At 29.3% G+C, this 24,267-nt stretch carries 30 protein-coding genes; 3 read left to right on the top strand and 27 right to left on the bottom strand.

The window, feature by feature from the left end; genetic code table 11:
• The 26 genes from Q0617_RS12955 to Q0617_RS12830 form a co-directional block, all read right to left on the bottom strand.
• Positions 1–515: hypothetical protein (locus Q0617_RS12955; RefSeq protein ID WP_298753755.1), on the bottom strand; the 515-nt coding region annotated here is incomplete at its 3' end.
• A 22-nt stretch (positions 516–537) separates the two neighbouring features.
• Entirely contained in the window at positions 538–999 is a 462-nt protein-coding gene (gene flgC / locus Q0617_RS12950; protein ID WP_298753754.1) for a flagellar basal body rod protein FlgC, read from the bottom strand.
• A 14-nt stretch (positions 1,000–1,013) separates the two neighbouring features.
• Positions 1,014–1,319, bottom strand: coding sequence for a flagellar hook-basal body complex protein FliE (fliE, locus tag Q0617_RS12945; RefSeq protein ID WP_298753753.1), 306 nt, complete (start codon positions 1,317–1,319; stop codon positions 1,014–1,016).
• Between the two features lie 11 nt (positions 1,320–1,330).
• Complete coding sequence (locus tag Q0617_RS12940; protein ID WP_298753752.1) at positions 1,331–1,657, bottom strand: hypothetical protein; 327 nt, start codon at positions 1,655–1,657, stop codon at positions 1,331–1,333.
• 13 nt (positions 1,658–1,670) lie between these two features.
• The gene (locus Q0617_RS12935; protein WP_298753751.1) at positions 1,671–2,495 is read right to left on the bottom strand and encodes a P-loop NTPase; all 825 of its coding nucleotides are present in this window, start codon (positions 2,493–2,495) and stop codon (positions 1,671–1,673) included.
• Between the two features lie 8 nt (positions 2,496–2,503).
• Positions 2,504–3,664, bottom strand: coding sequence for a flagellar biosynthesis protein FlhF (gene flhF / locus Q0617_RS12930; RefSeq protein WP_298753750.1), 1,161 nt, complete (start codon positions 3,662–3,664; stop codon positions 2,504–2,506).
• Positions 3,661–4,062 carry a hypothetical protein gene (locus tag Q0617_RS12925; protein ID WP_298753749.1) on the bottom strand — a complete coding sequence of 134 codons (402 nt, stop codon included), beginning with the start codon at positions 4,060–4,062 and terminating at the stop codon, positions 3,661–3,663. The genes flhF and Q0617_RS12925 overlap by 4 nt, the downstream gene beginning before the upstream one ends.
• Entirely contained in the window at positions 4,046–4,423 is a 378-nt protein-coding gene (locus tag Q0617_RS12920; protein ID WP_298753748.1) for a hypothetical protein, read from the bottom strand. The genes Q0617_RS12925 and Q0617_RS12920 overlap by 17 nt, the downstream gene beginning before the upstream one ends.
• A gap of 22 nt (positions 4,424–4,445) precedes the next feature.
• A complete protein-coding gene (locus Q0617_RS12915; RefSeq protein WP_298753746.1) occupies positions 4,446–4,733 on the bottom strand; it encodes a hypothetical protein in 288 nt (95 codons plus the stop codon).
• Positions 4,730–5,500: a flagellar motor protein MotB gene (locus tag Q0617_RS12910; RefSeq protein ID WP_298753745.1), complete on the bottom strand. Its 771-nt coding sequence runs from the start codon at positions 5,498–5,500 to the stop codon at positions 4,730–4,732. The genes Q0617_RS12915 and Q0617_RS12910 overlap by 4 nt, the downstream gene beginning before the upstream one ends.
• Positions 5,501–5,512: 12 nt before the next feature.
• Positions 5,513–6,268, bottom strand: coding sequence for a MotA/TolQ/ExbB proton channel family protein (locus tag Q0617_RS12905; protein ID WP_298753744.1), 756 nt, complete (start codon positions 6,266–6,268; stop codon positions 5,513–5,515).
• Between the two features lie 3 nt (positions 6,269–6,271).
• Positions 6,272–7,171 carry a FliM/FliN family flagellar motor switch protein gene (locus tag Q0617_RS12900; protein WP_298753743.1) on the bottom strand — a complete coding sequence of 300 codons (900 nt, stop codon included), beginning with the start codon at positions 7,169–7,171 and terminating at the stop codon, positions 6,272–6,274.
• A 13-nt stretch (positions 7,172–7,184) separates the two neighbouring features.
• The gene (locus tag Q0617_RS12895; protein WP_298753742.1) at positions 7,185–7,502 is read right to left on the bottom strand and encodes a flagellin; all 318 of its coding nucleotides are present in this window, start codon (positions 7,500–7,502) and stop codon (positions 7,185–7,187) included.
• A gap of 83 nt (positions 7,503–7,585) precedes the next feature.
• Positions 7,586–9,337 (bottom strand): tetratricopeptide repeat protein, encoded by a 1,752-nt coding sequence (locus Q0617_RS12890; RefSeq protein WP_298753741.1) that lies wholly within the window; start codon positions 9,335–9,337, stop codon positions 7,586–7,588.
• 276 nt (positions 9,338–9,613) lie between these two features.
• Positions 9,614–9,943 (bottom strand): hypothetical protein, encoded by a 330-nt coding sequence (locus Q0617_RS12885; RefSeq protein WP_298753740.1) that lies wholly within the window; start codon positions 9,941–9,943, stop codon positions 9,614–9,616.
• A gap of 48 nt (positions 9,944–9,991) precedes the next feature.
• Positions 9,992–12,355, bottom strand: a complete 2,364-nt coding sequence (locus Q0617_RS12880) for a flagellar hook-basal body complex protein (protein ID WP_298753739.1) — start codon at positions 12,353–12,355, stop codon at positions 9,992–9,994.
• A gap of 74 nt (positions 12,356–12,429) precedes the next feature.
• Positions 12,430–13,890, bottom strand: a complete 1,461-nt coding sequence (locus Q0617_RS12875) for a flagellar hook-basal body complex protein (RefSeq protein WP_298753738.1) — start codon at positions 13,888–13,890, stop codon at positions 12,430–12,432.
• A 9-nt stretch (positions 13,891–13,899) separates the two neighbouring features.
• On the bottom strand, positions 13,900–14,382 hold the full coding sequence (locus Q0617_RS12870; protein WP_298753737.1) for a flagellar hook capping FlgD N-terminal domain-containing protein: 483 nt from the start codon (positions 14,380–14,382) through the stop codon (positions 13,900–13,902).
• A 9-nt stretch (positions 14,383–14,391) separates the two neighbouring features.
• Positions 14,392–14,679 carry a FliM/FliN family flagellar motor switch protein gene (locus Q0617_RS12865; protein WP_298753736.1) on the bottom strand — a complete coding sequence of 96 codons (288 nt, stop codon included), beginning with the start codon at positions 14,677–14,679 and terminating at the stop codon, positions 14,392–14,394.
• A 136-nt stretch (positions 14,680–14,815) separates the two neighbouring features.
• A complete protein-coding gene (locus Q0617_RS12860; protein WP_298753735.1) occupies positions 14,816–15,487 on the bottom strand; it encodes a FliH/SctL family protein in 672 nt (223 codons plus the stop codon).
• A 3-nt stretch (positions 15,488–15,490) separates the two neighbouring features.
• Positions 15,491–16,498 carry a flagellar motor switch protein FliG gene (fliG, locus tag Q0617_RS12855; RefSeq protein WP_298753734.1) on the bottom strand — a complete coding sequence of 336 codons (1,008 nt, stop codon included), beginning with the start codon at positions 16,496–16,498 and terminating at the stop codon, positions 15,491–15,493.
• 3 nt (positions 16,499–16,501) lie between these two features.
• Complete coding sequence (gene fliF, locus Q0617_RS12850) at positions 16,502–18,241, bottom strand: flagellar basal-body MS-ring/collar protein FliF (RefSeq protein WP_298753733.1); 1,740 nt, start codon at positions 18,239–18,241, stop codon at positions 16,502–16,504.
• A gap of 16 nt (positions 18,242–18,257) precedes the next feature.
• Positions 18,258–18,665: a flagellar basal body rod protein FlgB gene (gene flgB / locus Q0617_RS12845; RefSeq protein ID WP_298753732.1), complete on the bottom strand. Its 408-nt coding sequence runs from the start codon at positions 18,663–18,665 to the stop codon at positions 18,258–18,260.
• A 2-nt stretch (positions 18,666–18,667) separates the two neighbouring features.
• On the bottom strand, positions 18,668–19,396 hold the full coding sequence (locus Q0617_RS12840) for a flagellar hook-basal body protein (RefSeq protein WP_298753731.1): 729 nt from the start codon (positions 19,394–19,396) through the stop codon (positions 18,668–18,670).
• Positions 19,397–19,406: 10 nt separating this feature from the next.
• Positions 19,407–20,690, bottom strand: coding sequence for a hypothetical protein (locus tag Q0617_RS12835; RefSeq protein ID WP_298753730.1), 1,284 nt, complete (start codon positions 20,688–20,690; stop codon positions 19,407–19,409).
• Between the two features lie 20 nt (positions 20,691–20,710).
• Positions 20,711–21,082: a response regulator gene (locus Q0617_RS12830; protein WP_298753729.1), complete on the bottom strand. Its 372-nt coding sequence runs from the start codon at positions 21,080–21,082 to the stop codon at positions 20,711–20,713.
• A gap of 150 nt (positions 21,083–21,232) precedes the next feature.
• Here Q0617_RS12830 and flgG point away from each other — a divergent pair, with 150 nt between their 5' ends.
• The 3 genes from flgG to Q0617_RS12815 are packed head-to-tail and all read left to right on the top strand — an operon-like array spanning position 21,233 to position 23,740.
• Positions 21,233–22,024 (top strand): flagellar basal-body rod protein FlgG, encoded by a 792-nt coding sequence (gene flgG, locus Q0617_RS12825; RefSeq protein WP_298753728.1) that lies wholly within the window; start codon positions 21,233–21,235, stop codon positions 22,022–22,024.
• Positions 22,025–22,037: 13 nt separating this feature from the next.
• Positions 22,038–22,472 carry a hypothetical protein gene (locus tag Q0617_RS12820; protein WP_298753727.1) on the top strand — a complete coding sequence of 145 codons (435 nt, stop codon included), beginning with the start codon at positions 22,038–22,040 and terminating at the stop codon, positions 22,470–22,472.
• A gap of 2 nt (positions 22,473–22,474) precedes the next feature.
• Positions 22,475–23,740 carry a hypothetical protein gene (locus Q0617_RS12815; RefSeq protein WP_298753726.1) on the top strand — a complete coding sequence of 422 codons (1,266 nt, stop codon included), beginning with the start codon at positions 22,475–22,477 and terminating at the stop codon, positions 23,738–23,740.
• On the opposite strand, the gene rimM is transcribed toward Q0617_RS12815, so the two are convergent.
• A complete protein-coding gene (rimM, locus tag Q0617_RS12810) occupies positions 23,737–24,264 on the bottom strand; it encodes a ribosome maturation factor RimM (RefSeq protein ID WP_298753724.1) in 528 nt (175 codons plus the stop codon). The genes Q0617_RS12815 and rimM overlap by 4 nt on opposite strands.
• Positions 24,265–24,267 lie beyond the last annotated feature (3 nt).

Here is a 24,267-nt window from a genome sequence, read left to right as displayed (position 1 = left end):
TTATCTTCTTTTGTATCTTCTACTTCTTTTTTTACATCTTTTGTTTTTGATTTTGTCTCTTGAACTAATCTATCCATCAAAGAAGTTGGTTTTGCTTCATTTTTTACATTATTTTCTTTTGCACTTTTATCTTCTTTTGTATCTTCTACTTCTTTTTTTACATCTTTTGTTTTTGATTTTGTCTCTTGAACTAATCTATCCATCAAAGAAGTTGGTTTTGCTTCATTTTTTACATTATTTTCTTTTGCACTTTTATCTTCTTTTGTATCTTCTACTTCTTTTTTTACATCTTTTGTTTTTATATCTTCTTTATTTAAATCTTTTGCTTTTATATCTTTTGTTTTTGCTTCTTCAAAATTTTCTTTCTTTGAATCACCAATATCATCTTTTGCTTTAGATAACATCTTGTCAAAAAGGGATTCTCCCTCTTTTTTAGGACTATTTTGTGATATTTTAGAATTGTTTGAAACTTCTTTTGTTTTAGAGGGAACTAAGATTTCTAATTCATTACTCATACTCTATCCTTATTCAGATGTTCTATCTAGCAATTATGTCTAAGGTTTTTGTATCCATTGTCTTATGAGTTGTAAAGGCTGATACATTCGCCTCATAAGATCTCATCGCTTCAATTAAATCAACCATTTCAATTACAGGGTTAATATTAGGATATGCAACATAACCATCTTCATTTGCATCGGGATGATCTGGTTCAAATTTCATTACAGGTTCTTCTTTAGACTCTACAATTTGTTTAATACCAACTCCACTTAAGTTTTTATTTGGAAAGCTTGTCTCTTTTTCTTGGCTAGGACTTGCCGTTAATCTTTCTTTTTCGCTTAAAAGCATCTCTTCAAAAACAACATTTTGTTTTTTATAAGGTCCACCATCAGTGGAATGAGTAGTTTGAGCATTAGCAATATTTGCACTTACAACATTTATTCTTGTTCTTTGTGCACTCATTCCTGAAGTTGCAATATTGTATCCATCAAAAAAACCCATCTTATCTCCTTATATTAAACTTGCATTGCCATAATTTGTTTATATGCACCCATTGCTTTATTTTTAACTTCTAATGCAAGTTTCAAACTTAATTCTGCTTCTTCTATTTTCTGTACAGCTTCTTGTAAGTTTTCAACTTTTCCTGTTGCAATATTTTCCATTGCTTTATATCCATCAACTTGCGTCTCATTTACTTCATTTATTGCATTGTTTAACATTGAAGCAAAAGATTCTCCTGCATTGTCATTTTTGTTATCAACCTTTTGAACATTATTTTGGTTTAAAACATTAGAAATGCCATTAACTCCTGAAATATCCATAAAACACCCCTCTAGCTAGCTGTATTGCTATTTTTATTATTTGAGTCACTTGTCGTTAACTCACTTATAAGTTCATCTATTTTTTGAGTATGATATTTAAAATCTAACTCAGCTTTTTTATTATCAAGACTAAATAACAGTATTAGTAATGATAACATCACATTAGACATTGTTTTTAAAAAAATTGTTGTAAAAATAATGCCTAACACCATTTCCATAGGTGTAAATAGATGAACATTAAATAGAAAAAATAAAGATGTACCAAAGAAACCTATAGCTACGTAAAATCTAAAAATTCCACTAGCTATAACTGTTTTTGAAAATCTTTCTATTATCACTTTTTATCCAAATCTATTTATTTAAAATTTTCAGCAGTGAACTAACTATAAACTCCAACTCTTCTGTAACGGCTTGACTTTCAAACTCATTTACAAATAATTTTCTCAATCTTCCAGTTGTCGAAATATTCTTAGAACTGCTTACGTTACCCATATATTCTATCATAAAATTAGAATTTAGCCTATTTTTAAGTGCAAGATTTTGTAAGGAATTTGTTATAGACTCGCCAATTTTGTAGTTTTTTGTATGATTAAAACACAACATAAGCGAACTTTTATCTTTGGAGAGCATTTTTACCAAAGCATAAACATCTGTTAATGCACTAGGATCTGTAGTTGTTAAAGCCAAAATATTTGAAGAAATAGATAAAAACTCTTTTACATAATCATTTAAGCCTGCTCCTGTATCAACTAATACAATATCAAACTCTTCGATATCAATTATGTCCTGAACTATTCTTGCTATTACTAAACTGTTAGAATGATTAGAGTATTGATAACCACTCTTCCCTGCTATTAAGGTAATATTTGGATATTGTGTTTGAATAAAAACATCTTCAAGATTTGATTTGCCATCAATATAATCAAATAGTGTAAGATTTGGTTTTATGTCAAAAAGAACTTGCATATTTGCTAAGCCTATATCTGCATCTATTACTCCTACTTTTAATCCTTTTTTTGCCAATAAGTAGGCAATATTTGCAGTAAAAGTAGACTTACCAACTCCTCCTTTACCTGAGGTTATGGTTAAAAGTTTAGTTTTTGAAGGAGTAGCTCTATACTTTCTTTTTGTTAAGTTAATTAACTTATTTGCTTGTGTTGAAATTGTATTAATCAAATCATTCCCTACCTTGGGCAGCTGTGTTGCATAAAACAATTAATCAAAAAGGATGAATCAGAAACAACCAAGTCATCAGGAACATTTTGTCCAATAGAGATGTATGTTATTGATTTTTTTGTTTTATGTGCAAAGGAAATCAAGTTACCAAAACTTTTTGTTTCATCAAGTTTTGTAAAAGTTAAATAATCAATATTTAGTCTTGAATAATTTGTATAAATATCCATCAAATCACTTTGTTTTACATTTGCTGGAAGTACTAGAATTTTCTCAATTGGTAGCTCGTCAACCTTTTTTTGGAACTCATTTATAATTTCTATTTTATCAACATCGTATTGACTAGAGCCTGCTGTATCTATGAAGATGTAATTACAATCTTTTAGTCTTAATAGTGATTCAACTAAATCTTCAGGTTTTTTCACTACCTCTAAAGGCAACCTCATAATACTTGTATATGCTTGTAACTGCTCAATTGCACCAACTCTAAAAGAATCCAAAGTTACAATACCAACTTTATAATTCTCTCCTAATTTGTATGCATAACGAGCTGCTAATTTTGCAATTGTAGTTGTTTTTCCAACACCAGTTGGTCCTACCATCATCATAATTTTTCGCTGATGTTTTCTAAGTGGTACTTCATTTTTAATTGGAATTATTCTTCTTAGTATTAATTTAAAAAAATCATTTATTTTTTGTGGATTTGATTTCATTCCAACAGGCAGTTGTTTTATAGTCTTTTTCATAATTGTATATGTCATCTCTTGGTCAAATTCATTTGATTCAAAAAGATTATATATATCTACAAACTCTGGAGGAATAGTTAAATCATATAGCTGTGATTTTGGATCCCAAATTGACTTTTGAACTTGTTCGATTGCATCTTGCATTTTAAGAATTTCTTCTTTAAAATCATAAACTTTTGCGCTAAAGTCACTATCTTTTAAACTATTATTATTTGTAGTTATTTTTTTTGTGAAATCTTGCCTATTTTTTGTTTGTACAAAATCTTGTTCTTCTTCTAATGCAACTACAACTTCATACATATCTTTCTTACTTTTAGGATCAGAAATCTTCTTTGTTGATATTACAATTGCATCTTCTCCACACTCTTCTTGTGCCTTCCTTAAAGCTTTTGTTGGTGTTTCTCCTAAAAAAGATAACATATTCATCTAGCTCTTCCATCTTTGTAAATTTTTTCAATCTTTCCATTATCTCTTTTTATCTTTATATAATCATCGTTTTCATATAAAATTTTTCCATTTGTTTCAATTTCAATTGACCCAAAACTAAATATTACTTTATTATTATTCTCTTTTTTTAAATCATCATGGCATATGATTTTTTCTTTTTGTAAATACTTTTTTGTAAAATATTTCTCTTTTTTTAATTCTGCAATTGTAATAGGTTTACAATCTTTTGGTATATTATCTAGTTGTAAAATAGCGACATTTGAAGGACTTAAGGCAATATTATACGGAATATCAATTTTAGCAATAATTACTTCAGTTGAAAAAAGTTTTAAAACAGAAATTATTGTTAAATAAAAAAAACTAAATCTTAATTTCAACTATATTCCCTCCACTCTCAGTTGTTAATTCATCAACAATATCCTTATACATTTGTTGAATAGGAAGTACTATAGAGGCTAGTTTTGCATTTAATACATGTAGTTCTGTTAACTCTTTTTCCAAATTATCAACATCATTTCGATATATATTTATATCTACTCCCTCTTGCATCTTTTTAACTAACTCTTCATTTAAATTTTGTCTTAACTCAATTATTTGATTCATATAATCTTGTTTATCATCGTTTCTATCTAACAACTTTTCATGCCTAGCTGCTTTTATATCTTCAATGTCACTATTAATTAAATCTTTCATTTTTAAAACTAAAGAACCCATTTCATCTGTAATGTTTTTAATCATGTTATTACCTAATCTAAACTATTTATTTTTTACTTAAAAACTCATATAACAAATTACTAATACCCATTCCACCTGCAGCACTATTTGATACAGCATCTGTGTACATACTTTTTATAATATCAGAACCTGTTCCCTCACCTGCTATATTTGTAGACTTTAAGGAAGTATCCATTATCTGTTTTAAGAAGAAGGCCTCAAAATTATCACATACATCTCTTAACTTATTATCTTCTAAGTTCTTTGTATTAACATTTTCGAATTTTTTTTGGTTTAATGTTGATATATCAACATTGTTTGTTAAATCTATCATTGTTCCAACCTATCAAAGAAGTTTTCTTTTTCTAATATATTTTTTTGTTCAGTTGAAGATACGAATCGTAACTCAACTCTTCTATTTTCTGCTGCATTCTCGCTTTTTGGTCTGTATGAGCTATAGGCAGAAACTTTTAATTGGGCAGGGTCTATTCTATTTTTTATTAACTCTTTTACAACAGAAATAGACCTTAAAGCTGAAATATCCCAACCATCTCTTGGTATTGTATCATTTGTAAAATTACTTCTATCTGTATGCCCAATTATCTCTATATCAAAAGTTTGAGGCATTGTTCTTATAACCCTTGCTATTTTAGATATAAATCTCTTAGCTGATTTATTCTCTAAAGTATACTCTCCCTCTCCAAACATTAAAGAAGATGGAATATCTAAAGTAAATTCATTATTCCCTTCCGTAATTTGAACTTGTTCTGTCATTGTTGAAGTTTGTTCATTTATTTCTTCTGCAATTTGTGTCATTTCCTCAACTGCTGATTGAGTATCTTGAGCATTTGAATCAGCATCATTACTAGCTTCTTTTGAAGTATTTGTTGATTCATCTCTTTTTACAGTATCTTGTGTTTGATCTAAAAAGCCCATTGCTTTTCTCATAATCTCAAAATACTCTTCAACCTTTTTTTTATCCATAACTGCCATAGATAATAAAAGAATAAAAAAGGTAAGTAATAGTGACATCAAATCACCAAATTGAACTAACCAACCTGGTAAACATTTAGGACAGTCAGGACACTTTTTATCAGCCATTATTGTACTTTATCATTGAGGTGCTTCAACTAACATTGCATTTAGTTTCATTTTAATATTACCAATTGATTCTTCTGCTGAAATCATTGCAGTACCTGTTATAATAACTTCACATGCAGTCACTTCAGTTTTATGTTTTTGGTCAAGTTTTGATTCTACTACTCCAGCCAATAATGTACCAGTTAAAGCCCCATACATTGTTGTAAGTAATGCAACTGCCATTGCTGGACCAACTGCTGCTGGGTCTGAAAGATTTGCAAGCATTGCAACAAGCCCAACAAGTGTTCCAATCATCCCCATTGAACCCGCTGTTCCACCCATATTTGAAAAAACACCAATAAGTGAAGTGTGTCGTTTATCCATATGCTCTAGTTTTAATTCTAATAAAGGAATCAAAACATCTGGCTTTGTTCCATCTACTAAAAGTTGAAAGGCTTCTTTAAAAAAAGCATTTGGTTCTGTCAATACTTTTTGTTCAATTTGCATTACACCATGTTTTTTTACTTCAGTTGCATAAAAAATAATTTTTTCAATTAGCTCAGGTAATGGTTCTGTTTGAGATTCATTTAAAGCAATTTTAAATCCATCACCAATTCTTTTCAATTCACTAGGTTGAAATTGTCCTGCAGTTACAGCAATAGTTCCTCCAAATACAATAACAATAGATGGAATATCAATATAAGGTCCAAAACCAACTCCACCTAACATAATAGCAAGAGCAACTAATGCCCAACCACCAATCAAGCCGCCAAGAGTACTTTTATCCATTTTTTATCCTAATCCTATTTGACTTAGTCTTGATGAATCGTTCCCGATGTTTTTAATTTTTAACCCAAATTTACCTTCAACAATTACAGCTTCACCTTCACCAATTTTAATTCCATTTACCAAAATATCTAAAGGTTCATTTACCATTTGTTCTAACTCTATTATTTCTCCAATATCCCATTTTAAGATATCTTTTAATAAAAAGAGTTTTGTTCCAAGTCTTACACTAAGTTTTAGTTTTATATCAAAGAGAAGTTTTAGGTTTTTTGAAGATTCTTCAGATAATAATGAATCAATCCCACTTACAGAGGGTAGAGATGACATATTTGCTCCTGCATTTTGAGTATCATTTGTATTATTAGAAGTGATACTTTCTATAACTTCATTTCCAGTTATACCTGATAAAAACGGAAGTATAATATCATCAAAACCAATAATTACTTCTGATATTTTATTATCAAGACTTAATTTAAAAGAATAGATATTATCACTATTTTCTTTTTCACTGCACTCAACAATTTTAGAACCTAAAACTTGATGTTTTAAGCCAGAGATATCAGGAAAGCCCTGTGCATTTACAGAAGTAGATATACTACCACAAATATTTGAGACAATTTCATTTACTGCGTCTGTTATTTCATCATCAATATGCTCTTTTAAATCACCTGTTCCACCAAGCATTAGATATTCAAATCTTGCAGCACTTGATGTTGGAATAAAAAAATTAAAATTTGATGCCATGTCTTTGAATTCAAACTTCACATCAATTTGTACACATTGTGAAGAATCAACTTTTGAAAAATCTGCTTTTTCAACACTTTCACATTTTGTTGATTGTGAAAGTAATTGCTCTAAAGTATTTGATAATTCGTCTTTTATAATATTTGATATATCTGATGCCAAAACTAAACCTTAATTAATTTTTATTATTTAAATCTTCTACTATCTCATTTAAATGAGCTTTTACTTTCATCATATCTTCTGTTGGATATTTAAATTCGGCATCCCCTCTTGTAACTTTTACAAAAAAGTCTTTACTATCTTTGTTGTAACCAAACTTTACATTATCTAGTACAACCTCATTTACTAGATCTGTTTGCTCATTTGTTTTTACATTTTTATACTTTTCATCAGGTACGATTCTATCTTTTTCATCTACTTCTTGTACCTTTTGAATCTTTATTTCGTGATTCACTTTTGATGCGTCGATTTCAGGCATTCTACCAATTTCCATAGTTTCTCCTTTATCAATATTATTTTAAATTATTATATCTAAAAAAATTTAAATTAAGAAATTTTGATTTATATTAATAAAAATTAAAGTGTTTCTAAAAACTCATCAAAGCCTTCTAATTTAAAATCTATCATATCATCTGTATAAGGTTTAAGAAAAAATTGTTTTGCACTACTTATTTTTAGCTCTTGTATTAATTGTACTCCTGTTAAAAATTCAGAAGCACTATCATTTAATAAACTTTTTATTAGAGAAATTTGAATAGAAGCTTCATTATAGTTCCCTGCATCCAAGTAACATGCAACTATCAAATACATAGTATATTTATCATCAAGTTTATACTCATTTTGTAAACTTTCTAAAAGTTTTAATGCTTTATTAGGATATCCATCATGAAGTAATTTTAACGCTTTGGTTCTTAAATATGTAGGAGTAATATTACTTTCCATACTAAAATCAGCTCTATTAAATAGACCTAATGATTTTAATAAATCCACATAATATTGAGTAATTAGAATTGGCCCATCCAAGAAGTTATTATTAATTTGTAAAGGAACTGTATCTTGTAATCTTGAAAAATATTCAAAATCATTTTCATTTTTTCTTTTAATGACTTTTTTAAGAAGAAAAGTTAATGGTTCCTTAAAATCTTCTTTTATTAAAGGCTCATCTAATGTGGCAATGCCCTCATTAAATTTTGGCAAAAAGTCTAATGCTCTATAAAAAATTGTTTTAGAATAATGTTTTGGCTCTGTAGAAGTTCCAATATTTTCATTAATAATTAAATTATAAATCTTTTGTCCAAAATATTGATACATACCCTTTTTAAGTTTTGCATTGGCATCTAAATACTCTTTATCTTTTATTGTACTATTTGATCTTATTGCAGTAATTAAGGCCATAACTGAATACAATTTATTACCAGGATTTAATTTACTTGCTTGTTGAAAATACTTTAAAGCATTATAAAAATCATTTATTTGAGCATAAGATAAACCCAAATTATAATATATATATGACTTAGTATCTTTGTTTAACATCTTCTTTAATATTACAACTTTTTGAATGGGATCTTTTTTTATTAACTCCAAAAATGAAGCATTATATGAAATCATATCTTCTAGATTTTCTAAACTTTGTTTATCTTTAAAAATAAAGCCTTTTGTAGAGTCATAAATAATCTCTTCATTATCAGAAAATATGTATGGGGCATAATAATAAATATAATCAATTTTTCTATTTAAATCAAAATTTGTAACAAATTTAAAATACTCTTTAGGAGTATATTTATCTTTGTTGAAAAACATTTTAAGTTCTAACTCTTTGTTTGTTTCAAAAGATGATTTTCTCTCTTGAATTAAAGTCAAATTTTCATCTAATTTTTCTAAATTGTTTGATTTTAAATTATTAAAAACCTTAAACCATAAAATCTTATCTTTTACCTTTAAATTTACTGTACTTTCATATGCTTTTGCTAATAATAAATCTGCCTTATTATAATCTTTTAGTTTAATTAACAAAAGTGCTTTTTTTAAATTTGATGAGTAATCCATAGCTTCTAAAAGTGTTAAGGCCATTTCATAGTCTTTTAGTATTATAAAAGTATCAGATACAAGCCTTTTACCATGCTCTGACAAATCTTTTCTTGTTTTTGCTATTTCAATAATCTTTTTTAAAAACTTTTTATTATTAGATATTAGGTATAAATAATAACAAGCAGACATGTAAGAGTATGTATTTTCTTTAATAGCAGCAGAGTGATTATATATTCTTTCTAGATATATTCTTGCATTATAAATTGAATTTAACTTATAATAAGCAATTCCAATATTCAAATATGAAGGTATTTGTAAAAACTTTGAAGTCTCTTTTAAAATTTCAATGGCTTTTAAATACTCATTTTTTTCTAAAAGAAGAACTGCGTTATTAAATTGTACTTGTTGAGATATGCTTTTTTGATTTTTTGTTAAGTCATCATATTTAAAAATAACTTCAGGTTGTGATTCAACTTTTGAAACGTCTTCTGCAGTTAATATAGTATGAAAAATAGTAATTAATAAAAAAAGAAAAAACTTTTTCTTTAAATTAAATAGTTTAATGAGATTCTCCTATTAAATCATAGTATTAACTTGAGCATAAAGCTCTTCAGACCTCTTTTTGAGTTTATCAACTTGATGTCTTAACTCATTATTTTGTAACTTCACATCTCTTAAGTCATTCCTAGCAACGGAGAGGTTATTTTCAGTATGTTTTAAAGCATCATCTTGCGCAACAACTTGTTTATTATATCTATCCATTAACTGAGTGTATTTATTCTTTTCATCTTCTAATATATTTTTTTCTTCATTTACTTTTACATATAAAGATTTATACACATTTGTTGTAGAAAAATAATATAAAAACATTATCATCAAAAACAAAATTAACAAAAAATTTTCCAAATTTAACCTCTTTAAAAAATAGATAGAAAAATCTATCTATTTAATTTATTATCGTTTTAAACCAATTAATGTAGTTAATAATTGGTCAGATGTAGTAATTGATTTAGCATTGGCTTCAAAAGCTCTTTGGAATACCATCAAGTTAACTAAACTTTCACTTAAATCAGCAGTACTTAACTCTAAAGTTGCAGACTCTATGGTTGCAGTTCTATCATTATTAATATTATATGTTGGCTCACCACTTTGAGTAGTTTTTGCTAAAAGGTTATTACCCATTGGGTCAAGTCCTCTTTCATTATTAAACAGTGCAATAGCAACTTGTCCAATAGCAAACTCAGCACCATCTTGTTTCATAGTAATTAAACCTGAAGCATCTACGGAGAACTCACCGAAGGCGGAATCGGATATGCCCAAGGTATCGAGCCTTAGTTGAAGTGAGTCTTGAGATGATGTTTGGTCAAGGGTCGTTTTTATTTCCAAGAACTCTGCACCGGCACCTTTTCGTCCAGAAGCATCTGCATTTTTATCAATACCACCTGCTACTTTGTTTATAGTTAATGTCGAAGGGAAGTTACCTGATGGGGCACCTGATGTTTGTTGAATTATTAACTCCCCATTTACAACTACTGCATTATATGGCATTGAAACTGTTGTACCACTAGCGTTTGTTGCTGTATTTTTAGAAAATATATCATTTATTTTTCCAGCAAGTGTATCTAAATCTCTAGGAGAAGATATTGTTCCTCCAGTAGTTGTAATAGCACTTAGTACAGTACCATCAGATAAAGTAATTGATGGAATTGTCATTGTAAAACTTGTCTGTCCATTTGCTAAAACTGCTGCTGTATCATCAAAAGTATAAGAACCAGCACTTCCTGTTGCAGTATAAGTTTGTGCATTAGCATACAACTCTGAACTAAATTCAACATCATACTCTTTTGCTTCAATTACTAGATTACCATTTATATTTTTTGCAGTAAAGTATTTATTAAAATTTTCAACTGAGATATTTGTGCTTCCTGTTGCATTTGTAGTTAAGTTTGTAATAATATCATCAATGTCATCTGTTGCAGAAACACTAATTGCAGAACCAAAATTAATTGTTTTTTCTAAATCTTTGTCATATACACTAAAGTCAAAACTATAAGTATCTGCATTATTTAAATTAAGTTCTTGCAGAGTAAAAACATCTCTTTGATTACCACTAATTGCCATAGCTAATGCATCTCTAGCACTTTGTAGTCCTCCAAGTCCAATACCTTCTTGTGCAGTTGTAGCACTAGTAGTTTCATTAAAAGAACCATAAACGATTGTATCCCCTGAAACTTCTGCAACTTCTGTTATTTTAAACTCTTGTCCTGGAATCATTGATTGAATTTGAATCATTCCATGTAAAACATCTGCATCTTTTGTAGATTTTGTAAAGGTATCAAAAGATTCAAAAGAGTTTACAGCACTTCCTGTTTCAGTAGTACCACCTCTTGAAATATCTTCATCAGTTACAGTATATGCAACAAATCCTGTTATTTTAGAAATTTGATCAGCTAAAGCTTTATATGTTGCAATCTGACTTGCTTCTACATCTGTTAAAACAGTTGTTCCATCATCAGCCGTTCTAGATGGTTCAGATATATAGTTTTGAGAATATTTTTTACCATCAATATAAACATAAATTTGATCACCCTCTTTAGTTAAATCTGTTCCTATAAAATTAACTTGTGAAATTTGAGCTTGTGCACTTTGAGAAGTTCCATCTGGATTATCCTGATATGCTGATAATGCATCAGAATAATTTGAAACTAAAGCTTTAACATCATTAACCTTAGATGCCTCATTTTTTAATCCATAACCTGAATAGACATCACTAACATCTGCTTTTGCTGTCTGTTCATAATTTGTTGCTTTAGCTGTGTATGTTTCAACCGATTGAGACAAAGTAACAATTTTAGATGTAAGAAGTTCAGTGTATGCACTTGTAAATACGTTAATATTTGGATTTGTTGATAATCTGTCATCAGAGGTGATTGTACTCATAGCCCATCCCTGAACTTCATTACCAGCTGCATCTTGCAATGTACCATTATCACCCATTCTAAAGTTACCAGCTCTTGTATAATAAGTCTCACTTGTACCTGTTGAACTCTTATTTGTTACAGCAAAGAACCCATGACCAGACAGTGCCATATCATAATCTACACCAGTACCCTTTAGGTTACCTTGTACATAAAGTTTTTCGGCATCAAGTATTTTTGCACCCTTACCTATTCTATCTTGATACATTTGATCAGCAAAAGAGATTCTTGATGCTTTATAACCTATTGTATTAACATTTGCGATATTATGAGACTCGTTGTCCAAAGCCTTTTGTTGTGCTGCTAAACCAGAAATACCAGTCCATAGTGCTCCAATCATGATTTATCCTTTTAGATAAAATTATAAACATTTTATGTTTATTAATTAGTACTCTATTAAGTACTAATTAATAATCATCTCATTAATGCTATTGCTGTTTTTAAAAAATCATCTGACGTTGTAATTGATTTTGAATTTGCTTCAAAAGCTCTTTGTGCTATTAAAAGTTTTTGTAACCCAGTAGAAACACTTATATTACTAACTTCTACACTACTTGCAACCATTTCATTTAATAAATCAGCATTTTTAGGCTCGCCAGAAGCTGAAGTTTCTGAGTATAAATTAGAACCTTCTGCTTTTAATGATTGCTCATCAGGGAAATATGCTGTAGATACTCTTCCTGCTATATATGTATTAGTTCCTTGTGTTAAGTATAAGATACCATCATTTCCAACACTAAGTGAAGTATCATTATATGAAGCAAGTCCAAGGTTTGTTATTTTTAAATTAATATCGCTTAAAGATAATGATGCTTGATTAGGTGCAGGAATTCCATTTTGAATATCTAGAAACTGCGCATTTGCCAATTGAACTGCACCATTTAATGCATCCCTTGCTGATTCAACCATTGCTAATCCTGATCCCTCAACTGCATCAGTTATTTCTATAAGTGGAACACTTGAGTTTATTGTAGGTGAAGAGATTTTTGTATTATCTCCTGGTATCAAATTATCAATTGTAAGCATTCCAGTTGTAGAATCAAAAGATGATGAATATCCTTGTAAGTCAGAAATCTTATCTGATAATTTATTCATAGTAGTCAAGGCATCTGTATCAAAATATTGTCTAACTAATTGATTTCCTATATACAATTCTACTACATCGTTAGTATTTGTAAGCTCAGTTTCATAGTTTGAATATGTTAAATTTACCTGTTGATTAGTTGAAGCAACAGATACTTCATTTGGATTTGATTCTAATAATTTAAGTTTATTATTATAATCTGTTTTCAAAGCTTCAATATCTGATACAACTGAAGTTGCACTTTTATAGTTTTGTCCAGAAACACCAACATCAGTTGCTGTTTTTGTATAATCAGTTGCTTTTGCATTAATTGATATTGTTCTATCTTCTTGAGTAATTATTGAAGAGGCTAAATGTTTTGTATATGTATCTCCAAATGCTACAATATCATTAGATGAAGTAGTAGAAATTATTTCTGTTTGAACACCTTGAACAACTAAGCCTTCGCCATTTACTAGTGTTCCATCACTAGATTCTGTAAAGTTTCCGGCTCTTGTGTAGTAACTTTGTCCAGTAGCAGTATCATTTACTATAAAAAACCCTTTTCCTTCTATTGCAAAATCATAAGGATTACTAGTATCTTTTATTCCACCTTGACGAAAAGTTTTTTCAATTGACTCTTGAGAAACACCTTTTCCGTAGCTACCATTTTTATATAACATATCTTGAAAAGAGATTTCATCTTCTTTGTGACCAATAGTATTAACGTTAGAAATATTATTTGCAGCTACATTTACAGAGCTTGATGATGCATAAATTCCAGATAATCCGTTGTATAAACCACTAATCACTTTTTTTCCTTAATAAATTTTTGTTATATTGTCATAATCAATTTTTGACATATCTTCTGCAAGAATTAAAGAACCAGATTCTGAATCATATCCAATAACTTGATAACCAGTAGCTATAACTTTTCCTTCATCTGATTCAACAGATGTAATTTGGAAACTTTTAGGATTTCCATCTTGTCCCATATTTCCATCTTCTACAATTCTGCCAATAACATCAGTTGCACTTGCTAGTGCCATTTGAGAGAATGAGTTTTGTAAAGATTCCATTGCCTCAATAGTAGATAAGTTTGTTTGTATACTCGACATTTGCATTTGAGAGTCTAACATACTAGCAGAATCCATTGGTTTGGTAGGGTCTTGCAGTTTTAACTCTTCTAACATTAACTTTAAAAAATCTTCATTTGTAAGCCCATCATTACTAATACCAGCAGTATATTGCTGTCCAGTAGCTGTCGTTTTAGTACTTGTTGATACACCATCTACACCTGCCATGATTTTCTCCTATAACATATTTTCTTCAAAGAAATATCGTACAACATTGTCTGAATCCATTGAATCTTGTACTCTAACTGCTAATCTTTCATCTATTACGATGATATCACCAGTACCAATAATTCTTGTATTAACATATATATCACCTCCAGCACCTGCTGCTTTATCAAGTGATAATATATCTCCTTCACCCAAATCTAGAAATTCTTTTATTGTTATATTTGCAGTACCCAGCATAACATCTACTGTTATTTGCGTATCAACTAATAAATCATATACTCTGTCGTTAATTTCCATAATCTTAGGTCACTTTACTTAGGTTTGATAATGAATTATAACACAAAGATTCGAATTTATATTTGTGTAAATTGAATAAAAAGGTCGATATTTAAATAGTTTTTGGCTTTTTAAGCTAATGTTTATTTTTGGAGAATTACATGATTGAATCGAGTGATTCAAGCATTGAATTTACTTTTGCTTCTATATTTCCATCGAAATTTCCAAGGTCACTTGCAATTACAACACCACCTGCAGTTACATTTGCGTCTTGCACTAAAGAGATGTGAGTACCTTCTAAATTTAAGTCATTTTTTAATAGTTCAAAATCTCTTGGGTTTAAATGTATTTTAACTTTTGAAGCAGTTTTTATTTTGTCTAATATATTATGTATAGTCTCTTTTGCAATTTTTGAGGAGTTCTCACCTATCTCAACAGAAATGATTTTTTTTGCAATTGATATTGAAGTTCTAAGAATTTTTGTTTCCATTTGGAAAGTCGCTTGTTCAAAAAAAGCTGCATAGTGCTTTAAATCTTTTATTGCTTGAACAACTTGATGATCAATATCTTTTCCACCTGCTAATCCAATATGCTCTAATCCATTAACTTTTTGTTGAACAGCAGCAATAGTTCCTGCAAGCGCTTTAATTTCTGCTAAAATTTGATCACCATTTATACTGACTTGTTTTTGATCTAATTTTGCAACTTTTTGCATTTGATCATTTTGTGTAATTTCCCCAGTATTAAGAAATGTTCCTAATTGGAAATCTTCAACACCATCATTTGCTTTTATTACTTTTGCATTAGAATATACGTTATTTTTTTCCATAAATTATTCCACATCCCTTTCAATTACGCCCTCTTCAATAAGCTTTTGGGCCGCATCAAGCATTTTTCTTTGAGCTGACTCAATATCTTTAATTTTAACTTTTGTAAGCATTTCGAACTCTTCTTGGAATCTATCACTTGCTCTTTGAGACATTGCACTTCTAACTATATCTAAATCATCTTCAGTTGCATTTTTCATAGCAACAGCAACATCTGCCATTTCTACATTTTGAAGTACTTTCATTACATCATCTTTATCTAAAGCAAGTAAATCTTCAAATACAAACATGTTTTCTTTTATTTTTGTAGCAAGTGCTGTATCTACCCCATTGATATTTTTAAGTATATCTTGTGATTTTGGTCCCATTCTATTTAACATATCAGCAACAACTTTAACACCACCAACATCAACAATAGAAGATAATAGTGATTCTAGCTTTTTTTCTAGTACAATTGATATAGTTCTTACTACATCAGGAGATACATCTTTTATTGTAGCCATTTGCATTGTAACTTTTACTTTTACATCTTCTTCAAGTTGATTAAGCACGTCTGCTGCCCCATTTGATTCCATGTGTGCCAATATTACAGCAATAGTTTGAGGAGACTCCTCTTTAATAAAATCTGCAAGCTGTTTTGGGTTTATGGCATCAAGATAATTAAATGACTGAGATGCTAGTTGCATCTTAGATAGTTTTGCTAATATTTCATCTGCTTCATTTTTACCTAATGATTTATAAAGAAGATCTTTTGCATAGTCATATCCACCAGCACTAATAAACCCTTTAGTTCTAGTATATAGATGAAACTCATCAAGTATGGCTAAAGAGGTGTCTTTATCAACTGAACCTAATTGTGTAATAGCAGTAGATATCTCTTCAACAAGATGTCTTGGTAAATGTTGAAATATTTTAACAGTAGCTTCTTCACCAACAAGTACAAAAAAGATTGCCACTTTTTTTATCATTGGCATTCCTTTGGTAAGTTCGTGTTCTAAAGGATTCTCTGCCATTTACTATTTACCTTTCTTTTTATTAAATTTTTTGCCACTATCTTCTGCTAATAATAACTCAATCATTTTTGCCATTTCTGCTGGTTCGTTATTGATAATTTTATCAATCTCTTCAATTAATATCTCATACTTAGTTGCTGATTCTTCATCTAATCCCTCAAGGTTATTTAAAATCTGACTTTTTATTTTAGACTTTAATCTTCCCTTTGCACTATTAAGATTATACTCATCTTCTAAATTTGTATCATCAGTTAATCCTGGAATATTTGAATCAGAACCACTTGTACCTCCTGCTTTTGAACCTGATGAAGAACTTCCACCTAAAGCATCCCCTAAAATAACAACATCATTTTTTACAATAAACTTTCTATAAAAAACAAATAACAGAATCAAGGCAATTAAATATTGAAAATATTCACTAAATTCACTTAGAATAGCTTTTACCATACCAATCGTATCATCTACTGGTTCAGCCGTTCCATCGCCAGCAGCTCCAGCTTCAGTTGCTGTGACAAATTTAAAGTCTTTAACAGTAACTTTATCACCTCTTCTATCATCGTAACCAATTGTATCTTGCACAACTTCAGAGATATTATTTAAAAACTCATCTTTATTTTGAACATCCGTTAAAACACTTGAATCAAATGTAACAGCAGCAGTAATTTTATTTATAGTAGAGTAATTTTTATCTTCATGGTCAATTACTTTTTTTGAAATTTCATAATTAACGATATTTTTAGATGCTTCATTACTTGATGAGCTACTTCCATTTCCTTCATTTGTATCAGGTCCTTCAATATTACTTTGAACACCTGGCACAGCAGCTGGCTCACCTGAAGTTCCTTGGGAAGAAGAAGTATTTTCAGTAGTTTGTTGACTTCTAATAGTACCTTCAGGCTCATATATCTCTTCTTGTGTATGCTTTTTTGAAAAATTTAGACTTAATGAAACTCTAGCAACAACCCTACCTTGACCTACTATTGGTTCAAGTAAATCTACAATTTTACCTTCAAAATCTTTTTCTAGTTTCTTTTTATATTTATTCTGAGCAATTGAACTTATATTGTCAATATCCTCTTTTGATTGTTCTAATATTGAACCATCTTGATCTATAAGTTTAATGTTCTCATTTGTTAAATTAGGAATAGCAGAAGAGATAAAGTTTTTGATTCCATCTATTTGTCTTTGTGTTAAAAAAACACCAGGTTTCAAACTCAATACTGCAGATGCGGTAGGTGGCGTTTTTCTTTCTGTAAAAATAGTCTCTTTGGGAATACCAATTTTAACTGATGCTCTTAAAATACCAGAAAGAGACTCCAATGCTCTTGATAGTTCTCCCTCTAAAGCTCTTAAATATTTAACTTTATTTTCAAAGTTTGTAGTACCTAAAGATGATTTTTCAAATATTTCCCAACCAACATGTTGGCTTGTAGCAGCATCACTTGTAACTAATTTTATTTTTGCAATATTAATAAAATCTTTTGAAGTTTTTAAGGTCAAGGAATTACCACTTCCTACTACAGAAAATTGAATTCCTGCAGCTTCAAGTTCACTTGATGCTAGCATTACTTGGTTTTTTGTAAGATTTGTAGCTATTGTATAGTTTAATTTGCTATCTTCAGACTTTATATTTGAATAAATTAATAATCCCAGTAAAAGAACTAATAATAGTGAAAATCCCCCTATTATAACTGCTCTTTGTGCAGAATTTAAATTATTAACAAACTTTAAGAGTTGATCCATATATTATTTATCCTAATTAGTTTTTAGCTGAAGCGTCTATTACTGATGTGAAAAAAGTAACATCTTTTTTAATTGATGCTTGGATAGCACTAAATATAACATTATTCTTAGCCATCTCTCCCATTTGTGTATCCAAATTTACATTATTACCATCATTTTGTTCTTGTAAATTTTTTACTTCATAAAGTTCTGTTTTTGATTTCTTTGAATCTTCTGAACTGTCTTTAATATGATTTTCTTTCGTTACAGCTAACTCTAAATCTTTTTGTCTATTTTTTTCTTGCAATTGTGACTCAAAACTCAACTCTTTTGTTTTATATTCTGGTGTATTTATATTTGCTATATTACTTGAAATAACTTTTTGTCTCTCTGCTCTATAACTTAAATGATTAAATAAAGTTTGTGTTACACTACTTGCGTCCATAATTACCTACTTTCACCTAGTTTTTGTATTACTTTTTGATTTAAATCGTCAATACCCGTTATACCTTTTTGTGCTAACTCCATGCCTCTTTGTGCTTCAATTAGTTGAACCATTGATAAAACACCATTTACATTTGAATATTCTAAAGAACCTTGCATAACAAATGTTTCATTATTTTCCATAGCTTGTACTTGAGCATCCAATTGAGCTTGGTCTTTTAGTTTATAATTATTATTTCCGTACTTTTGTAAGTTTTCATAATCTATTTTAAAAACACCAATAGCTTGTGCAAAACCTTCTTCAACACCAATTGGCTCACCATCTGCACTTAAAACATTGTTTCCATTACTATCTACTAAAAAACCATCAAGATTTTTAAAAGAGCCATCTCTAGTATACTGAACATCACCATTTTGTGTTAAAACAGCAAAAAAAGTTTGTGCATCTTTTAGAGAAAAGTCTAATTCATTACCTGTATTAACAATTGCACCTTGTGTTGCATCAACGTAACTTTGATCAATTTTAGGAACTTTATTTGTTAATTCATTTATATATTCAGATTTTTTGCCTTCTTGTTTTGCTTTTTCTAAATAATGATTAAAAGTCCCTTCTGCTAAACCCTCTTCTTTAAAACCAATTGTATTTGCATTTGCCAAATTATTGGAAACTACATCAACTCTATTTATTTGATTTACCATTGCTGCTGCTAGGGGATATAGTCCTTGATTCATAATTTAATCCTTATTTACCAAATTCTGCAATTAATGACTCTAAATCATCACTATCTACTAAATCATCAGAATGATCACCAGGTAAGTGATTTGCACCTGGTAAATTAACACTCTTTGATTCATCATCAAATATAGAATTTAATTGACGAGAAAGATTTATAACCAATCCCATAACTCTTTCTATTTTTTGTCTATTTATATCATGAAATTGCATTAATTCCATTGTTTCAAAAAGTTCTTTATCTCTATTATGTAATCTTGTTTGTATCTCTTTTGGCTTATCAATTAAACCATTAATTGTCTCCAAGTTATCAGAGAACTCTTTTACTTTTGGAAATTTTTTACTTAACATTTCTAAGAGTTTCAGTTGGGACTGCATAAACTCATCTAATGTTTTTGTTGTCTTTCTAAGTTCTTCATTATCATCTAAAATATAACTTAAGGCATCAAAAATTTTTGTTGCTTTCTCTTCTGAATCATTTGCAACTTCTCCTAATTGGTTAGGAATATTAATTTTATCAACATTTACAACATCATTACTTTTTTTATTAGAAGAAGAGCTTGTCTCATCTTTTACCTTATCCATTGCATCAATAGAATCAGCATCTAAGTTGAAATCTAAACCACTTAAGTAATCATCATCTTCAGACTCTTTACTTGTCTCTAAACCTGCAATCATATCATCAATTTCACTTGTGTCTACATCTTCATCTTTAGTAGCATCTTCTTCTGACATAATTCCATTTATAATTGAATCTATTTCATCACTTGATACTGAAGAGTTTTCATCTTCTTCTTTTGAACCTGTATCTTTCTCTTCATCAACTGAATTTAATAACTCGTCAATATCTGTATCTGAAACATCATCTGGAGTTTTTTCCTCTTCAGATTCGCTTTTTTGAGAATCTTCTTCTGTATTATTATCCATTGAATTTAATAATTCGTCAATATCAGTATTAGAAAAATCTTCTTTAGTCTCTTTTTCTTGGCTTTCACTATTTTGTGAATTTTCTTCTGCGTTTTCACTCATAGTATTTAAGAGTTCATCAATATCTTCAGTAGAAGCATCTCCTGAAGGCTTTTCCTCTTCTGTTGTAGAAGTATCAGTACTCTCTTCGCTCTTTACATTTGAATTTGATAAATCAGTTTGTGCTATTAAATCAGCTATATCATTTTCTGACATATTTTCTGAATCTTTTTCATCAGAAGATGAATCATCATTTTCAGAATTTTCGTTTTCAGAGATATCCAAACCATTCATTAAAGCTTCTATCTCTTCTTGACTCATACTCATAGTTATACCTTTTTACTTAACTATTTTTTAAATACACCATCTAGTTTTTCTTTTAATATTTCGGCATTAAAAGGTTTAACAATATAATTATTAACTCCAGCTTTCAAAGCAGTTATAACTTCGCCTTTACCACCTTCAGTAGTAATCATAATTATAGGTGTACTTTGATGATTACCCTCTTTTCTAACTTTTTTAACTAAATCAAGTCCATTCATATTTGGCATATTCCAATCTGTCAGAATAACGTCATACTGTTTTTTTGCCAACATTCCCCAAGCTTTAACTCCGTCTTCTGCTTCATCAAAATCTTCTTTATCAATTCCTAATTGCATTACGACATTACCAATAATTCTTCTCATAGTAGAACTATCATCAACTATAAGTATTTTCATTTATACACCTTTGTAAATTTCAATTTTTTTACATTATAATTAATTTGTTTTAAATCTATACTTAATATAAGTGAGATTTAGCTTCAAATTTATTTGAATTTAAAAATTCTTTAAATATAATGTATCATATTTTGGCAAAAAGGATTCACCATGGTAAGAGGATTGTATACTGCCGCATCTGGAATGTACGCACAGCAGCATCAAATTGATGTTACATCAAATAATATAGCCAATGTAAACACAGCAGGATTTAAAAAAGATAGAGCTGAGTTTCAAGACTTAATGTATCAAAGACTAAATTTCACAGGTGGAGCTACTAGTGAAACTACAAGAAACCCTACTGGAATGGATGTTGGTTTAGGGGTAAGAGTCTCAGGAGTTCAAAAATCTTTTGAAGAGGGTGACATTCAAACAACTGGAAATACCTTTGATATTGCAATTGAAGGAAAAGGCTTTTTTCAAGTTACTATGCCAGATGGAGAAATCGCATATACTAGAAATGGTGGGTTTAAAGTAAATGAAGAGGGTACCATAGTAAATGGAAATGGCTATCCTATGGAACCTGAAATTGTAGTCCCTGATAATTTAATTGATATTAATATTGCACCAAGTGGACTAGTTACTGCAACTGATCCAGCAACTGGACAAGAACAAGAACTTGGGCAAATAACATTAGCTGATTTTATTAATCCAGCAGGTCTAAAACCTATTGGAGAATCACTCTTTCAAGTATCTACTGCTTCTGGAGATCCCATTGAGGCAAATCCAACAGAAGATCAGTTTGGAGGGCTTAGACAAGGGTTTATTGAGATGTCTAACGTTGCATTGGTTACAGAAATGGTAGATTTAATAACTGCACAAAGAGCATATGAAGCAAACTCTAAATCAATCCAAACTGCAGATAAGTTATTAACTATTGTAAATCAACTTAAACGTACATAATCTTTAGGTTAAAATGGATTTAGAAGAATTAAAAAGACTCAGAGAGCGAAACTTTTTAGATCATAAGAAGAAAAAAAGAGAATATTATCTAAAAAAAAAGTTAGAAAAAGAGTCTAATGAATCATTAAAAAAATCTAAACAACAGATTTATGACTATGAAAATGATTTAAATATAGAAAACTTTGATTTAAAAATCAAAGAGATAATTAAAAAACAAAAGTCTCATGTTGATAGTAGAAAAGATAAAATTATACAAAAAATAAAAGATTACAGAGAACAAAAGAAGAGTTACTACAATGATAACAGGGAAAAAAGGTTAGAATATGACAAAGAGTACAGAGAAAAGAAAAAAGAAGAGTTAAAAGAGTATAGAAAAAGATATTATGAAGAGAACAAAGAAAAAATTTTAGCAAGACAAAAAGAATACAGAAAATCATCTAAAGAGTAAAAATGGCAGAAAATCAAGAAAAAACAGAAGCAGAACTTTTAGAAGAAGCTATGCAAAATTTGGGTTTAGAAGAAGTTGTTGATGAGGGAAAAGCTGAAGAAACATTAGTTGAAGGTGCTCCCCTTTCAGATGAAGATATTGAGTCTTTAATAAAAGAAGATGAACCAGAAGAAAAAACTCAAGAAAGTCCGCAAGATAATCAACCCACTGACACTGTCGAAAAAAATGACTCAAAAGATGAAATATCTGATGTAGATGATATTAATTTAAACAATTCAACTGCAGATGAAATAGATGAGATACCTGATAACTCTGTACTTAAAGATGAAGAGTTTGATGTTCAAAAAAAGCAAAGTAAAATTGTAAGAAGTTTAATTGTTATTGTATCAATACTATTAACTTTTGTATCTATTGGTGTACTACTTTATTTTGTAGGTTTTTTTGATTCAGAACCAGTTAAAACAGAAATTAAGCCAGAAGTCGAAAAAACTCAAAAAGCTCAAAAAGATGAGTATGAATTTAAAGAAGCAGATATTGATGCAAATAGATTAAATAAAAAGTTAAACTTATTAACAAAATATGAAATTGTTGAGAATAGTGCAACTGAAGAGAAGAAAGCTATAGAAAAAGAGAATTTATACCTTGAAGCTAAAAAACAACTTGAGATGGAAAGACAAGCTCAAATTGAAAGAATAAAAGAAGCAGAAAGAAAAAGACTAGAAATGACACTTCCTCCTGTTCAAAAAGAAGAAGATATTAGTCAAACTATTGATAAAGAAATAGAAAAAGTAATTGATAAAGAAGAGACTCCAGCTGTGGCTGTAGTTGAAGTAGATAATAGTGCTTCTGTTGAAGAAAAAACAAAAGATGAAGAAGTAGCAGCTAAAAATGATGAACAGCTTGTTACTCCAGATGCAGTAATAGTAAAAGTTGATGATTCGCAAGTTACAGTTGTTGAACCAGTTGTTCCTGTAGCAGTAGTTGAGCCTATTATAGAAGAAAAAGCTAAGAGTCAATTTGTAAAAATCATTAAAATAGCCACAAAAAGTCAAGATATATACAAATCATTCCTTGATAAAATATATTCTGTAAGTGATAATGTGACATTATGTAGAGATTATCAAAATAATGTTGAAATATTTATTGGCCCTTTTGATGATGATTCAAGTAGGGATAAAATCACAAAAGAGTATGAATCAAGATATAATATAGATGCCCAAGAGTATGATTATACAATCGAAGAGTATGATGAAAGATGTAACTACTAACTATTTTCTAAAATAGGTTTTGCATCTTTTGTTAGAATTTTTTTATTAACAATGTCAACACTTATGATATACTTTTTTTCATAAGGAAGTAAAAATGTTTTAGGTAGAGTTTTTTCTACTAAAGCTTTGTCTGTATCAATTTCAAAATAGTCACCAAGTGGATACCTATGGATATCACTTATTGTTCCCAATAACTCATCATTTTCATAAATACTACAATTCATTAAATCAAACCAAAAATATTGATCTTTATCTAATTTACAGTTTTCTTTAGTATCTTCTTGCGAAGTAAATAGTTGTTGATTTGTAATTTTTTTAGCATCATCGATATTATTAATTTCATGGAAAAGAATAAGTCCTCGTGATTCATTATAGTCTTTTACGGTAAGAGATATACCTTTATTAGTTGTAAATGTAGCATTTTTTTTAAACTGCTCTGGAAAATCTGAGTCAATGAAAATTTTTATTTCACCTTTTAAACCTACAGATTTTCCAAGTTTAGCTACATAAATTTGATTATTCATCTT

It is taken from the genome of uncultured Arcobacter sp. (assembly GCF_937982575.1).
Taxonomy (GTDB): Bacteria; Campylobacterota; Campylobacteria; order Campylobacterales; family Arcobacteraceae; genus Arcobacter.
This window is presented reverse-complemented; position numbering and strand designations above follow the sequence as displayed.

Bases quoted from the DNA above. Each gene is read 5' to 3' on its own strand.
- fliF (WP_298753733.1), bottom strand. From the start codon at position 18,241: ATGGATCAACTCTTAAAGTTTGTTAATAATTTAAATTCTGCACAAAGA.
- Q0617_RS12815 (WP_298753726.1), top strand. From the start codon at position 22,475: ATGGCAGAAAATCAAGAAAAAACAGAAGCAGAACTTTTAGAAGAAGCT.
- fliG (WP_298753734.1), bottom strand. From the start codon at position 16,498: ATGGCAGAGAATCCTTTAGAACACGAACTTACCAAAGGAATGCCAATG.
- Q0617_RS12865 (WP_298753736.1), bottom strand. From the start codon at position 14,679: ATGGAAATTAACGACAGAGTATATGATTTATTAGTTGATACGCAAATA.
- Q0617_RS12880 (WP_298753739.1), bottom strand. From the start codon at position 12,355: ATGATTGGAGCACTATGGACTGGTATTTCTGGTTTAGCAGCACAACAA.
- flgG (WP_298753728.1), top strand. From the start codon at position 21,233: ATGGTAAGAGGATTGTATACTGCCGCATCTGGAATGTACGCACAGCAG.
- Q0617_RS12820 (WP_298753727.1), top strand. From the start codon at position 22,038: ATGGATTTAGAAGAATTAAAAAGACTCAGAGAGCGAAACTTTTTAGAT.
- Q0617_RS12830 (WP_298753729.1), bottom strand. From the start codon at position 21,082: ATGAAAATACTTATAGTTGATGATAGTTCTACTATGAGAAGAATTATT.
- Q0617_RS12840 (WP_298753731.1), bottom strand. From the start codon at position 19,396: ATGAATCAAGGACTATATCCCCTAGCAGCAGCAATGGTAAATCAAATA.
- Q0617_RS12915 (WP_298753746.1), bottom strand. From the start codon at position 4,733: ATGATAGATTTAACAAACAATGTTGATATATCAACATTAAACCAAAAA.
- fliE (WP_298753753.1), bottom strand. From the start codon at position 1,319: ATGGATATTTCAGGAGTTAATGGCATTTCTAATGTTTTAAACCAAAAT.
- Q0617_RS12910 (WP_298753745.1), bottom strand. From the start codon at position 5,500: ATGGCTGATAAAAAGTGTCCTGACTGTCCTAAATGTTTACCAGGTTGG.
- Q0617_RS12905 (WP_298753744.1), bottom strand. From the start codon at position 6,268: ATGGATAAAAGTACTCTTGGCGGCTTGATTGGTGGTTGGGCATTAGTT.
- flgB (WP_298753732.1), bottom strand. From the start codon at position 18,665: ATGGACGCAAGTAGTGTAACACAAACTTTATTTAATCATTTAAGTTAT.
- flhF (WP_298753750.1), bottom strand. From the start codon at position 3,664: ATGAATATGTTATCTTTTTTAGGAGAAACACCAACAAAAGCTTTAAGG.
- Q0617_RS12920 (WP_298753748.1), bottom strand. From the start codon at position 4,423: ATGATTAAAAACATTACAGATGAAATGGGTTCTTTAGTTTTAAAAATG.
- Q0617_RS12860 (WP_298753735.1), bottom strand. From the start codon at position 15,487: ATGGAAAAAAATAACGTATATTCTAATGCAAAAGTAATAAAAGCAAAT.
- Q0617_RS12870 (WP_298753737.1), bottom strand. From the start codon at position 14,382: ATGGCAGGTGTAGATGGTGTATCAACAAGTACTAAAACGACAGCTACT.
- flgC (WP_298753754.1), bottom strand. From the start codon at position 999: ATGGGTTTTTTTGATGGATACAATATTGCAACTTCAGGAATGAGTGCA.
- Q0617_RS12835 (WP_298753730.1), bottom strand. From the start codon at position 20,690: ATGAGTATGAGTCAAGAAGAGATAGAAGCTTTAATGAATGGTTTGGAT.
- rimM (WP_298753724.1), bottom strand. From the start codon at position 24,264: ATGAATAATCAAATTTATGTAGCTAAACTTGGAAAATCTGTAGGTTTA.
- Q0617_RS12895 (WP_298753742.1), bottom strand. From the start codon at position 7,502: ATGGAAATTGGTAGAATGCCTGAAATCGACGCATCAAAAGTGAATCAC.